General features: G+C 35.3%; 16 protein-coding genes and 1 riboswitch. Of the genes, 11 read left to right on the forward strand and 5 right to left on the reverse strand.

Annotated elements, in window-relative coordinates; all coding sequences use genetic code 11:
- The first annotated feature begins 10 nt into the window (after positions 1-10).
- Positions 11-985 carry a porphobilinogen synthase gene (hemB, locus tag TKV_RS01640; RefSeq protein WP_049684496.1) on the forward strand — a complete coding sequence of 325 codons (975 nt, stop codon included), beginning with the start codon at positions 11-13 and terminating at the stop codon, positions 983-985.
- Positions 967-1,566, forward strand: a complete 600-nt coding sequence (locus TKV_RS01645; RefSeq protein WP_049684497.1) for a precorrin-2 dehydrogenase/sirohydrochlorin ferrochelatase family protein — start codon at positions 967-969, stop codon at positions 1,564-1,566. The genes hemB and TKV_RS01645 overlap by 19 nt, the downstream gene beginning before the upstream one ends.
- On the opposite strand, the gene TKV_RS01650 is transcribed toward TKV_RS01645, so the two are convergent.
- Both TKV_RS01650 and TKV_RS01655 read right to left on the reverse strand, forming a co-directional pair.
- Positions 1,558-1,959, reverse strand: a complete 402-nt coding sequence (locus tag TKV_RS01650; protein ID WP_049684498.1) for a PIN domain-containing protein — start codon at positions 1,957-1,959, stop codon at positions 1,558-1,560. The two genes, TKV_RS01645 and TKV_RS01650, sit on opposite strands and share 9 nt — an antisense overlap.
- The gene (locus TKV_RS01655) at positions 1,940-2,224 is read right to left on the reverse strand and encodes an AbrB/MazE/SpoVT family DNA-binding domain-containing protein (protein ID WP_049684499.1); all 285 of its coding nucleotides are present in this window, start codon (positions 2,222-2,224) and stop codon (positions 1,940-1,942) included. The genes TKV_RS01650 and TKV_RS01655 overlap by 20 nt, the downstream gene beginning before the upstream one ends.
- A gap of 123 nt (positions 2,225-2,347) precedes the next feature.
- Here TKV_RS01655 and hemL point away from each other — a divergent pair, with 123 nt between their 5' ends.
- From hemL to TKV_RS01680, 5 genes are all read left to right on the forward strand, one after another.
- Positions 2,348-3,664: a glutamate-1-semialdehyde 2,1-aminomutase gene (gene hemL / locus TKV_RS01660; protein ID WP_049684500.1), complete on the forward strand. Its 1,317-nt coding sequence runs from the start codon at positions 2,348-2,350 to the stop codon at positions 3,662-3,664.
- Between the two features lie 43 nt (positions 3,665-3,707).
- Positions 3,708-3,957, forward strand: a riboswitch (cobalamin riboswitch).
- A 124-nt stretch (positions 3,958-4,081) separates the two neighbouring features.
- A complete protein-coding gene (locus TKV_RS01665; RefSeq protein ID WP_049684501.1) occupies positions 4,082-4,825 on the forward strand; it encodes an energy-coupling factor ABC transporter permease in 744 nt (247 codons plus the stop codon).
- Complete coding sequence (locus tag TKV_RS01670) at positions 4,822-5,115, forward strand: energy-coupling factor ABC transporter substrate-binding protein (RefSeq protein ID WP_049684502.1); 294 nt, start codon at positions 4,822-4,824, stop codon at positions 5,113-5,115. The genes TKV_RS01665 and TKV_RS01670 overlap by 4 nt, the downstream gene beginning before the upstream one ends.
- A complete protein-coding gene (gene cbiQ / locus TKV_RS01675; protein WP_236617298.1) occupies positions 5,102-5,722 on the forward strand; it encodes a cobalt ECF transporter T component CbiQ in 621 nt (206 codons plus the stop codon). Before TKV_RS01670 ends, cbiQ begins: the two co-directional genes overlap by 14 nt.
- Before the next feature lie 150 nt (positions 5,723-5,872).
- Positions 5,873-6,703, forward strand: coding sequence for an energy-coupling factor ABC transporter ATP-binding protein (locus tag TKV_RS01680; protein ID WP_049684503.1), 831 nt, complete (start codon positions 5,873-5,875; stop codon positions 6,701-6,703).
- A 313-nt stretch (positions 6,704-7,016) separates the two neighbouring features.
- Here TKV_RS01680 and TKV_RS01685 read toward each other — a convergent pair whose 3' ends face one another.
- Positions 7,017-7,790, reverse strand: coding sequence for a slipin family protein (locus TKV_RS01685; protein ID WP_003870856.1), 774 nt, complete (start codon positions 7,788-7,790; stop codon positions 7,017-7,019).
- A complete protein-coding gene (locus TKV_RS01690) occupies positions 7,783-9,111 on the reverse strand; it encodes an NfeD family protein (protein WP_049684504.1) in 1,329 nt (442 codons plus the stop codon). The genes TKV_RS01685 and TKV_RS01690 overlap by 8 nt, the downstream gene beginning before the upstream one ends.
- Positions 9,112-9,302: 191 nt before the next feature.
- Here TKV_RS01690 and TKV_RS01695 point away from each other — a divergent pair, with 191 nt between their 5' ends.
- Complete coding sequence (locus tag TKV_RS01695; RefSeq protein WP_084574153.1) at positions 9,303-10,013, forward strand: YIP1 family protein; 711 nt, start codon at positions 9,303-9,305, stop codon at positions 10,011-10,013.
- Positions 10,014-10,059: 46 nt separating this feature from the next.
- Here the strand turns inward: TKV_RS01695 and TKV_RS01700 are convergent, their stop codons facing one another.
- Positions 10,060-11,271 (reverse strand): NADP-dependent isocitrate dehydrogenase, encoded by a 1,212-nt coding sequence (locus TKV_RS01700; RefSeq protein ID WP_049684505.1) that lies wholly within the window; start codon positions 11,269-11,271, stop codon positions 10,060-10,062.
- A gap of 231 nt (positions 11,272-11,502) precedes the next feature.
- On the opposite strand from TKV_RS01700, the gene TKV_RS13890 reads away from it, so the two are divergent.
- The 3 genes from TKV_RS13890 to TKV_RS01710 are packed head-to-tail and all read left to right on the forward strand — an operon-like array spanning position 11,503 to position 13,180.
- Positions 11,503-11,664, forward strand: coding sequence for a hypothetical protein (locus TKV_RS13890; RefSeq protein ID WP_322785812.1), 162 nt, complete (start codon positions 11,503-11,505; stop codon positions 11,662-11,664).
- A 5-nt stretch (positions 11,665-11,669) separates the two neighbouring features.
- A complete protein-coding gene (locus TKV_RS01705) occupies positions 11,670-12,398 on the forward strand; it encodes an ABC transporter ATP-binding protein (protein WP_049686169.1) in 729 nt (242 codons plus the stop codon).
- Between the two features lie 2 nt (positions 12,399-12,400).
- Positions 12,401-13,180 carry an ABC transporter permease gene (locus TKV_RS01710; protein ID WP_049684506.1) on the forward strand — a complete coding sequence of 260 codons (780 nt, stop codon included), beginning with the start codon at positions 12,401-12,403 and terminating at the stop codon, positions 13,178-13,180.
- Positions 13,181-13,213: the final 33 nt, after the last annotated feature.

The raw sequence follows: 13,213 nt of genomic DNA on the forward strand, positions 1-13,213 counted from the left end.
AGGAGATAAAATGGATTTAGTAAAAAGACCGCGAAGGCTTAGAATAAATAGCATTGTAAGGGATATGGTGAGAGAAACTTCTTTGGATATAAAAGACCTTATATATCCTCTTTTTGTTGTGCAAGGAGATAATATAAAAGAAGAGATAGATTCAATGCCGGGTGTTTACCATTTTTCTATAGATTTGCTTATAGAAGAAGTCAAAGAAGTGCGTGACGTTGGAATTCCTGCTATTTTACTTTTTGGTGTGCCTTCATATAAAGATAAATTGGGGTCAGAGGCTTATAGTGAGGAAGGCATCGTTCAAAAAGCGGTGAGAAAAATAAAAGAAAAAGTACCAGAAATTGTAGTAATAACAGATGTGTGTATGTGTGGATATACAATTCATGGGCATTGTGGTATTGTTGAAAATGGCCAAGTTCTAAATGACAAAACAGTAGACTACATTGCTAAAATAGCCTTGTCCCATGTGGAAGCAGGAGCGGATATTGTAGCGCCTTCTGACATGATGGATGGAAGAGTAGCTGCCATAAGAAAGCTTTTAGATAGTAAAGGATTTGTAAATACACCTATTATGGCTTACAGTGCTAAATACGCTTCCTCTTTTTATGGACCTTTTAGAGAAGCAGCTAATTCCGCCCCACAATTTGGCGACAGAAAGTCTTATCAAATGGACTATGGGAACTCCAATGAAGCCTTAAGAGAAATAGCTCTTGACATTGAAGAAGGAGCAGATATTGTCATGGTAAAGCCGGCACTTTCTTATCTTGATATTATAAGGCGGGTAAAGGATAATTTTAACATTCCTATTGCTGCTTATAATGTAAGTGGAGAATATTCAATGGTAAAGGCGGCAGCTAAGATGGGTTGGATTGATGAAAAATCGGTAGTCTTAGAAATACTCACTTCAATTAAAAGGGCAGGGGCAGATATGATTATAACCTACTTTGCAAAGGATGTTGCAAAATGGTTTACTACCCTGTAATGCTTAATATAAAAAACAAAAAATGCCTTGTTGTAGGAGGAGGGAAAGTCGCCTATAGAAAGATTTTATCTTTACTGGAGGTAGAAGCTTTAGTTACTGTCATTTCTCCTTCTTTTGATGAAGGAATATTACAGCTTGCAGCAAAAGAAAAGGTGGAACTTATAAGACGTGAGTACCAACAAGGGGATGTAAGGGGATTTTTTGTTGCGATTGCTGCTACAGATGATGAGAAGGTAAATAAACTTGTGGCGTCAGATGGAGAAAAATACAATGTGCTTGTAAATGTGATTGATGATAAAGACCTTTCTTCTTTTATTGTGCCTTCCACTGTAAAAAGGGGAGACTTAATTATCTCTATATCTACAAGTGGCAAAAGTCCACTTCTTTCGAGAATGATAAAAGAAAAGTTGGAGTCAATTTTCAATGATGACTATGAAAAACTATTACAAAAGCTATACCAGAAGAGGATAGAATTAAAAGACAAAGGCTTCACTGAGGAAGAAAAAATGGCTATTTACAAAGAAATTATTGAAAAAAGCGGGCTGTTAGAAATAAACGTAGATGAAGGAATGTTAAAATAATTCTATGTTAAGTCTTGAAAAATGTTTTTTATCAAAAGTAAATACCTTTTTGTTTCCTGAATTTATTGCATGGGCATCTATATACGCATCAATAAAATCAACATTATTTTCTTTATAGCTGTTTAGAGAGAGAATTAATGTGTCTTTTTCTTCTGCTTCGACAGCATCAGAGCATATAAAGGTAATGAGGGTATCAGATATTTGATCCTTTGATATCTTGTAGAAAGACTCAAGCGTCCATACTACTTCTGCAATAGTAAGAGGAGATACAAGAAGTTTTAATTCTCCGTTGTCCGCTTTTTTCATAATTTCATACGCTTTTGCATAAAATTCTTCATTATCCTTTAAAAGGTATCTCAAAATGACATTGGCGTCAATCCATATTTTCTCCATTGTTATTTCTCCTTATTCTTTTGTTTACCCAAGTTTTTTTGGTATTTTCTGTTTCTTCATCAATGCTTTTGAATTTTACCTGAGATTTTAACGTTCCACCTAATTGTGAAAGCTTTTTCTTTTTTATTAATTTCAGCACTATTTCTTTGTTGTCTTGTACTATAAAGATGATATTATCTCCTATATCAGCGCCAATTGCTTTTCTGATTTCTGCAGGCAATTGAATTTGTCCTTTGCCTGTAATTGTAGACGTAGCATGTATCATTTTTTTCACCTCCACGTATCTTTTACTTAGATTATAATACATGATTTATTATTTTTCAATGACTTATGATTTATTCATGAAATCTAAACAAAGAATGATAAAAATTTGGGAAGAGGTGATCCTGTGAAAATTGATAAATCAAAAGAACTCTTTGGAAAGGCTAAAAAACTTATGCCGGGTGGTGTTAATAGTCCCGTAAGGGCTTTTAAGTCAGTAGGAACTACTCCCGTTTTTATAAAAAAGGGGCAAGGAAGTCATATTTGGGATGAGGATGGCAATGAATACATAGACTACGTCCTTTCATGGGGACCACTGATACTGGGACATGCTCATCCACAAGTAGTAGAAGCTATTAAGAAACAGGCAGAACTGGGAACCAGTTTTGGAGCCTGCACAGAGTTAGAAGTTAAGATGGCGGAAAAAGTAATTGAGGCTGTTCCATCTGTAAAAGTTGTCAGAATGGTAAATTCAGGAACAGAAGCCACTATGAGTGCTATAAGATTGGCAAGAGGATATACGGAAAGAGACATCATTGTAAAATTTGAAGGATGTTATCACGGACATTCTGACAGCCTGCTTATAAAAGCAGGGTCAGGTGCACTTACTTTCGGAATGCCTGATTCAAAAGGTGTGACAAAAGAGGTAGCAAAGGATACAATTATAGCGAGATATAATGACATCAAAATGGTAGAAGATATTTTCAAAATATATGGTGAAAATATCGCTGCTGTAATTGTAGAGCCTGTTGCCGGAAATATGGGTACTGTTTTACCTGAGGAGAAATTTTTAAAAGGATTAAGAGAGATTACTACAAAGTATGGAGCACTTTTAATTTTTGATGAAGTGATGACAGGCTTTAGAGTATCTTATTCAGGGGCACAAGGACTTTACAGTGTTATACCTGACATTACTACACTTGGGAAAATCATTGGAGGTGGGCTTCCTGTTGGTGCCTATGGAGGAAGAGAGGAGATAATGAGGTTGGTTTCTCCTGATGGGCCTGTGTACCAAGCAGGGACTTTGTCTGGAAATCCTCTTGCAATGGCAGCAGGGTTTGAGACTCTAAAAATTTTATCTGAGGACCCTGCCCTTTATGAAGAATTAGATAAAAAAGCAGAAAAACTATGTAATGGGTTAAAAGAGAGCATGGTTCAAAATGGAATTGATGTTACAATAAATAGAGTAGGCAGCATGATGTGTATGTTTTTTACGAAAGATGAAGTAAAAGACTATGACTCTGCTTTAAAATCAAACACTGCTTTGTATGCTGCATATTTTAGAGAAATGCTAAAAAGGGGTGTGTACTTGCCGCCTTCTCAATTTGAGACCTTCTTTTTATCAATAGCTCACACAGAGGAGGATATTGAAAAAACAATTGAGGCCAGTTTTGAAGCTGCAAAAATTATAAGTAAGCAATACAGGGACATTTCTATTCATTGACAAACTATTTATAAAATGATATGCTTTATTTAAAGGAAGAATTGAATAACATGCAAATACAGGTGCCCAATTTTGAAATCAAAATTGGGTTAAAAGGGAAGCAGGTGAAAGTCCTGCACGGTCCCGCCACTGTGATGGTGAGCTCTTTACATTATGCCACTGCCCGTCACTCAGCGGAGCATGTTTTTATACGAAATATAATTGTTAAATTCGTGCTCCGCTGAGTGACGGGTGGGAAGGCGTAAAGAGCGATGAACCTAAGTCAGGAGACCTGCCTGTATTTGTGTTACACTTACTCTACGGTCGATAGAGGGGGTGTTAGAAAGGGATACATATGTGTTTTTTAACCTCTTAACGCCGTTGGTAAGTTAAGAGGTTTTATTTTTACTTAAATTTTATAAAAAAGAGGTGTTTGGTGTGAAAAAATGGATGTTGTTAACAGCATTTGCATTGCTTTTAATAGCGCCGCAAATTGCCTATTCTATGCACATAATGGAAGGGTTTCTTCCTCTTAAGTGGTGCATAATATGGGATGCAGCTTCTTTGCCTTTTGTGGTTGTGGGACTTATAACGATAAACAAAAAGGTAAAGGAAAATCCAAAGCTTAAAATGCTTTTGGGTTTTGCAGGTGCTTTTGCCTTTGTGCTTTCAGCCTTGAAAATCCCATCAGTTACGGGAAGTTGTTCGCATCCAACCGGTGTAGGGCTTGGAGCTATACTTTTTGGGCCTTTTGCTATGAGCGTTTTAGGCCTTATAGTGCTTTTGTTTCAGGCACTGCTTTTGGCCCATGGTGGCATAACAACTTTGGGTGCTAATACATTTTCCATGGCTATAGTAGGGCCAATTGCTTCCTATTATATATTTAAAGGAATAAAAAAAGCAGGGGGGCCAAATTGGCTTGCAGTATTTTTGGCTGCCTCAATTGGGGATTTGCTTACATATGTGACGACATCCTTCCAATTGGCTATTGCTTTTCCTGCTGAAGTAGGTGGTTTTACAGCCTCATTTTTAAAATTCATGGGGATATTTGCAGTGACACAGGTACCTTTGGCAATAAGTGAGGGACTTTTAACTGTGCTTGTAATCAATATGCTATCTTCCTACAGCAAAGAGGAACTCATTGAGCTTAACGTTTTAGAGAAAGAAGGTAAGGTAGTATGAAGGATAAAAAGTTTTTAATGAAAAATTTGATATTAGGCTTGTTGGTCATTTTGCTGATTGTGTTTCCTCTTGTTACTATTAAAAACGCTGAATTTGCTGGTGCAGATGACAGGGCGACAGAGGCTATTGCTCAGGTAGACAAAAATTACAAGCCATGGTTTGAACCAATTTGGGAGCCACCAAGCGGAGAAATTGAAAGCCTTTTGTTTGCCTTACAGGCTGCAATTGGTGCAGGCTTTTTGGGATATTACATAGGCCTTGTGAAGGGGAGGAAAAATGCTAATAGATAGTTACTCTTACACAAACAGGATGTACAATGTACATCCTGTTGAAAAACTTTTATTTGCCTTTTTGACAATGATTTTATGTTTTAAATTTGATGCCTATACAAATATTGCAGTAATTATTTTGATGTTTGTGGTAACTGTATTTAAAGCGAAAATTCCAGCAAAAGTGTATATTAAACTTATGTTAATTCCTTATTCTTTTCTCATAATAAGCATATTGACACTTGTAATAAATGTTGTAGAGGATAAAAGTATTGCATTAGTAAGTTTTAATATTTTTGGAATAACCTTAGGGATTACCGCAAAAGGAGTTAGCACTGCTATTATTTTATTCTTCAGAGCTTTAGCAGTGGTCTCTTGCTTATATTTTCTTGCTCTTACTACTCCTGTAGTTGACATCATAAATGTCTTAAAGAAATTTAAATTTCCATCATTATTTTTGGAGCTGCTTCAGCTTATTTATCGATTTATATTTGTTTTAATACAAGCAGCCGATGATATCTACATATCTCAGGATTCAAGACTGGGATATGCCACATTAAAGAATGGCTATAGGTCTTTAGGACTTTTGATATCTTCTCTTTTTATTAAGTCTTACAAAGATTCATAGGATTTATACATAGCTTTAGAAGCAAGATGTTATAATGGGGAGCTAAAAGTTGTTAGCAAAGATTATAAATTTTGTTATAAAAATGTAATATTTATTATTTTAATAGAACTAATTTTAATAAGCGCAGCAATGTTTTTAAGAAGGTGAATTATGAAAGAGCAATTTATATTAGAAGCGATAGATGTTAGTTTTGAGTACAGCGATGGCACAAAAGCTTTGGACGGAGTAAATATGTCCATAGAGAAGGGCAAAAAGATTGCAGTTTTGGGTCCAAACGGCGCAGGCAAGACAACGCTGTTTTTGCACTTCAACGGGATTTTGAAACCCAAATCAGGAAAAATATTATACAAAGGTGAAGAGATAAATTACAGCCATAGCGAACTTGTAAAACTTAGAAAGAATGTTGGTATTGTTTTTCAAAATCCTGACATACAGCTTTTCTCTGCCAGCGTATACCAAGAAATTTCTTTTGGCCCCATGAACTTAGGTTATCCAGAAAATATAGTAAAAGAGAAAGTTGAAAACGCCATGAAAGAAACAAGTATAAGCCATCTAAAAGACAAGCCCACCCATTTTTTAAGCTATGGGCAGAAAAAAAGCGTCTCAATAGCTGATATTATAGTTATGGAGCCTGAAGTTATTATATTGGATGAGCCAACAGTTTATTTAGACCCTAAGCATGTTCAAGAGGTTATGGGTTTATTTGACAAATTGGTTGACGAGGGAAAGACACTCATTTTATCAACTCATGATGTGGACTTTGCTTATTCATGGGCTGACTATATATATATCATGAAGAATGGAAAAGTTGTTGCAAAAGGCGAACCCACAGTTGTCTTTGCTAATGCAAAAGAACTTGATTGGAGTGATTTGAGAAAGCCTATGCTTTTAGAGATATATGAAATTTTAAAAGAAAAAGAAATTGTAAATGGAAGTAATATACCAAAAAATATAGAGGAATTAAAGAAGTGTATAAAATAAAAGCTGCTGAAAACTCAGCGGCTTGAATTTGTTGACAAAGTATAATTTTGATTGGCATTTTGCAAGTTTGCTCCAGCGACAAAGCAGGCTAAACTAACGCTCGATCTCAGACTCCGGCGGGGTTCCGGCCACATTCGACATCCTTGTCTCAGGTGGCCGCTTCCGCCATCCGTGGCTCCAGCCCCGCCTACGTCTTTCGAGCTTGCTAAGTTTAGTTACTGCTTTGTCGCGAGTCGCATTACTTCACAAAATGCCAATCTTGCAAAATAGTTTGTTTACAGTTTTAAGCTGCTAAAAACTCAGCAGCTTAAAACTATTCATTTTTACTTTCTTTTTGTCCTTGAGGGAAAAATTGCTGAAAAATATCTAAAGACATTGGGAAAACTACTATGTTTGACCTGTCATTAGCTATTTCTCTTAAAGTTTGAAGATACCTAAGTTGCAGAGAAACGGGTTGTGAGGCTATGATGCGGGCAGCTTCAGCGAGTTTTGCCGCTGCTTGATATTCTCCATCAGCATTTATAATTTTAGCACGGCGTTCCCTTTCTGCTTCTGCTTGTGCTGCCATGGCCCTTTGCATGCTTTGTGGTAGTTCTACATCCCTTATTTCCACAAGATTCACTTTTACTCCCCATGGTTCTGTTCCCTCATCTATAATCTCGCGAAGCCTCTTGTTTATTTCTTCTCTGTGAGATAATAATTCGTCTAAGTCAGACTGACCTAAAACGCTTCTTAGTGTAGTTTGTGCCAGCTGAGATGTTGCTCTTATGTGGTCTAAAACTTTTATAACAGCGTTGGCAGGGTCTATTACTCTGAAGTATACTACTGCATTTACTTTAACAGTAACGTTGTCTCTTGTAATTGCCTCTTGTGTTGGTACTTCCATTGTTATGACTCTCAAATCTACTTTTTGCATTCTCTCTATTATAGGAATCAAGAAAAATATTCCTGGTCCTCTTACACCTACGTAGCGCCCGAGACGAAAAATTACGCCCCTTTCGTATTCCTGTACTATTCTAATGGATGCGGAAATTAAACTTATAAGGATTATTAATAAGGTGAATAGAAATGCAAAACTCTCAATCATTTTTTTTACTGCCTCCCTCTTTTATTTTTTCAACTTTAACTGTCAAACCCTCTACTGCTGTAATGACCACCTTTTCGCCTTTTGCAATATACTCTTTAGATTCTGCCTGCCACCTTTCTCCTTCTACCAAGACTATGCCATTTGGATTAATATCACTTACTGCAATACCTATTTCACCAATTAGACCTTCTACTCCTGTGACTACTTTTCTCTTTTGAGCTTTTATAACAGCAGCTAAGAGGAAAGAAACAAAAGCTGCCATGAAAAAGGCTGTTGCGAAAACTACTCCTTTGTTTATAGTGAGTCCCATTTGGTTTCCACTAAATAACATTAAAGAGCCAAGTACAAAGGAAGTTATACCGCCCACTGCTAAAATTCCATGGCTTACCACAAAGGCCTCAGACGCCAAAAGCACAAGCCCTAATATGACAAGAAGCATTCCACTTAATTGAGCATTTAATGTTCCAAGTGTGTAGAGGCCTAAAAGTAAGCTTATTCCTCCTGCCACACCGGGAAAGATAGCCCCAGGATGATAAAGCTCCAATACAATGCCCAAGATACCAGCGCTCATGAGAAGATAAGCAATATTTGGATCGCTTATTGCAAAGAGAAATTTTTGAGATGAAGACATTGGGAAGTATTTGATTGGACCATCAGTTTGCAAAGTTGTAGTTGTGCCGTCAAAATTTTTGACTGTAAGGCCGTTTATTTTTTTTAGAAGGTCATTTAAATTAGTAGCTTTAAAATCGATTAAATGGGCATTTAATGCTTCTGTGTCAGTAAAAGATTTGCTTTCAATAACTGCCATTTCAGCATTTTTGGGGTCTCTCCCTCTGTTTTCTGCGATGCTTCTTATCCAGGCAGCAGCGTCATGAGTGATTTTTTGCTTTTGTACATCTGATAAAGCAGAGTCGTCTTCCATTGACACCGGATGGGCGGCGCCTATTCTACTTCCAGGAGCCATTGCAGCGACATTTGCTGAAAGGGTTATGAAAGTGCCAGCAGAGCCCGCCCAAGCTCCTGCGGGGGAGACATATACTACAACAGGAATAGGAGAATTTAGTATTTGTGTGACGATTTTTTGAGTAGTAGAATACAAACCGCCAGGAGTAGAAAGTTCTATGACTATACAACTTGCACCATTTTTTTCTGCTTCCTGCAAGCCACTTTCAATGTAATCTGCGACAACTGGTACAATAGGGCCATCAATGGATAGTACATAAACGGGGCTTTGAGTCGGAGCCGCTTTTAAAGAAGAAAGTGGCAGGATGACAAAAATTAACAAGATTATAAATAGTAAAATTTTCCTTAAATTAAACACTTTTTGTTCCCCCTTTAATAACATTTTAACATAACTGAAAAATTTTATATAGTATTTTATGTGATTGGCAGAAATTTTTTTGAAGGATTTTTTATAAAAATGTAGAATTTAATTTATGTGTTTATTGATTTATATATTCGACAAAAAACTCAAAAACCTTTTTTATTTTTAACCTAAAAGGAGGAAATTTAATGGCGTTTTTTAGAGTTGAAACAGAAGAAGACATAAAAAATTTAAATTTTCTCGAAAGAATTTACGGAATTCTATTTAAACCTTCTATTACAATAAAAAACTTAATGTATCAACCTAAATTAGTTTATCCAGCTATAGTTAAAGTTGTTGGGATAGTATTTCTTTATATCTTACGTTATCCTGTATATGAAAGACATATACGTGAACTTTTAAAAATGAGGTTATCGCAACCGGACGTAGGATTTACGCCACAGGAAATAGATTTAGCTATTAAGTTGGCGCCAAGATCTGTAATAACTTCTACGCTTATAAATAATACACTTTCGTGGATTTTTATCGTGTTAGCTCTTTATGCTGTAATCAAATGGGTATTTAGAGGAAAAGCGGATGTAACACAATTATTTTCAATTACTGGTTATGCCTATACTCCTGTTTTAATATATTTTCTAATATGCTTTATTGCATCCTTTTTTACAGGACAGCTTTTAGTGGATATGTCACCTGCATTGTTGTTTCCTTCGTTAAAAGGAACTACAATATATGGCTTTTTGAGAAGTATTGATCCCTTCATGGTGTGGCAGTTTATAATCATAGGTATAGGAATCAAGATGATAAGTGAACTTAAAAAAAGTGATGTATATTGGGTAACTGTTTTTGTGTTTCTAATTAGTATATTTATAAATATTGATTATTATAAACTGCTGGATTGATATGCAAGAAATAATAGACAAGGGGATGGTCCCTTGTCTATCCTTTTTATAATATTTCTTCTAAAGTTTTTTTAATTTCAAGAAGAAAACTTTCTGTATTTGCAACAGTTTTATTTGGCAAATCAGAGAGAGCTGCTAAATCTTTTGTCATTATACCTTTTTCAATTGTTTGAAGAGATGCATTTTCCAGTTTGTCAGCAAAGTTTACGAGGCTTTCTATTCCGTCAAGTTCTCCTCTCTTTTTCAAAGCACCTGTCCATGCGAAAATTGTAGCAATAGAATTTGTAGAAGTTTCTTCTCCTTTAAGGTATTTATAATAATGCCTTGTAACTGTTCCATGAGCTGCTTCAAATTCGTATTTACCATCAGGAGATACCAGTACAGAAGTCATCATGGCAAGGCTGCCAAATGCTGTTGCCACCATATCAGACATCACATCGCCGTCATAATTTTTGCATGCCCAAATCATTCCGCCTTCAGACCTTACAATTCGAGCTACGGCATCGTCAATAAGGGTATAAAAATATTCAATTCCTGCTTCCTCAAATTTTTCTTTATATTCATTTTCATATATTTCCTGGAATATGTCTTTAAATCTGTGGTCGTATATTTTTGAAATGGTGTCTTTGGTCGCAAACCACAAATCCTGCTTTGTGTCTAAGGCATAGTTAAAACATGCTCTTGCAAAACTTTTTATTGATTCATCAGTATTGTGCATACCGAGTATAACTCCAGGGCCTTCAAACTCATGTATTGTCTGCTTTGATACTTCGCCACTTTTTGATACGAAAACAAGTTCTGCTTTTCCTTTATTTTCGACTCTGTATTCCACATCTTTATAAATGTCTCCATAGGCATGCCTTGCAATTGTAATGGGTTTTTTCCATGTTTTTACGAGAGGTTTGATACTTTCTACAATAATAGGTGTGCGAAAAACTGTGCCATCAAGTATTGCTCTGATTGTACCATTAGGGCTTTTCCACATTTTCTTGAGATTGTATTCTTCAACTCTCTGGGCGTTTGGGGTGATTGTTGCACATTTTACTCCCACACCGTATTTTTTGATAGCATATGCTGCATCAATTGTGACTTGGTCCTCTGTTTCGTCTCTGTTTTTAATTCCAAGGTCATAATATTCCGTTTTAAGGTCTATATAGGGCTCTAAAAGTATTTCTTTTATCAATTTCCATATGATTCTTGTCATTTCGTCCCCGTCCATTTCAACGAGGGGTACCTTCATTTGAATTTTATTTGCCATTTGTTTCTCTCCTTTGTGTAAAGTACAACAAAAACTTTGAAAATTTATCAATACAAATTGATAAAGCATAACTTGAATATTATTATATAGGATAAATCATGTTTTCGCAACAGAAAAATTATTTTATCCTTTTCGTTCCAAAATCCACAAATTTAATTTCAAATATTGTATAATATTTTATGGAATTAATAAATTTTTAAAAATGTTTATAACATTTTGGGGGTATAAAAAATGGACTTTTTATGTCCGCAGGAGGAATTACTTTTTTCTTATAAACGATGCAGTAAAATGGGTATTGACCCTTCAATAACTGCGCCATTAATAATGCTAAAATCAAGCAGATTTAGAAATGATGTAATTATTCTTTCGATAGCCAATAACAAGGAGGAATGAAAGATTTGCTTATTGTCAAAAATTTGTACAAAAAATACAATAAAAGCAAGGTTATAGCTTTAAACAATGTATCTATGGATATAAATAAAGGGGAAATAGTAGGACTTCTTGGTCCGAATGGAGCAGGTAAAACAACTTTACTTAAAATAATATGCGGTTTAACAATTCCTGATTCAGGTGAAGTTATTGTATCCAATGTCAAAATGGAGGATAAAACTCGATTGAAAATAATGGAAAAAATAGGCGTCGTACTCGAAGGCAACAGAAATTTATACTGGGCTATTTCGGTTCTTGATAATTATTATTATTTTGGAAGTATAAAAGGGAAAACAGGGAGAGAAATAAAGAAAAATATAGAAAAATACGCAGACATTCTAAAAACAAAAGAATTATTAACACGAAAAGTAAACACGCTTTCAATGGGTCAAAAACAAAGAGTAGCAATAACTGCTTCTTTACTTCACGAACCGGAGCTTTTAATTTTGGATGAACCTTCTAATGGATTAGATATAGAATCGCGTATTTTACTTACCAGTGCTGTTAAGACCTTGAGAGAGGAGATGAAAATAACAGTATTGATTGCTTCCCATGATGTAGATTTTTTGAGAAAGACAGTTGACAGATTTATAATAATAAACAATGGGAACATCGTTGATGAATTCGCAAATATCAATATTACAGCAGAAGACATAGAAAATAAATATAAAATACATGCAAATTTAAAGGAGGCTTAAATATGTTCAAATATTTAAACATTGTAATAGCTGAAATAAGAAGAAGTTTAAAGGAAAGTTTTTCATATAAAATGGGTTTGGTCAGTGATATTGTAGTGTTAACACTTCTTTATGCTGGACTTATTTTCATGGATACGGGTAGTATGTTAGGAGAATATTATAACAATCCTGGAAATTCTAAAACGCTCCTTCTTTTGGGGTATATTTTTTGGAGCTATTCGATAGCAGCTATAAGTGGAGTAAGCAATGAAATTAGTATAGAAGCAGTTAAAGGTACTTTGGAACAAAAATTTATGGCAGTAATTCCTTACCCTTTTCTTATAGCAGGAAATATAATTAGCAGCCTTCTATTAAGCAGTATCGTAGCTGCTGTAATAATTACTTTTTCAAACCTAATTATAGGAGTGAGTATTACAGTAAATGGAAAAGTTATACTATCCCTTTTAATGACCTTAGTTGGAATGTATGGCATGGGTCTTATTTTGGGAGGACTTTCCCTAATAGCAAAAAGAATTAATCAATTAACACTACTTATACAAATCCTACTTCTTTTTGTAACAGACACATTGAGTAAAACATCTCCTTCTAGCGCAATTAGTTGCATTATACCTCTTACAGTGGGAAATGATATAGCAAGAAAATCCGTAAGTAATATTGCTATTTCTTACAATGAGTGGCTGATGCTTATACTTGTGAGTATGCTGTGGTTTGTAGTTGGTTCGGTAGTTTTTGGCATGAGTAGTAGATACGCCAGAAAAAATGGATTATTGGGTACATATTAGCTTTCTTTGGACTGGAGGAATCGCCATTGTGAG

It is taken from the genome of Thermoanaerobacter kivui (assembly GCF_000763575.1).
In the GTDB taxonomy this organism is placed as follows: domain Bacteria; phylum Bacillota; class Thermoanaerobacteria; order Thermoanaerobacterales; family Thermoanaerobacteraceae; genus Thermoanaerobacter; species Thermoanaerobacter kivui.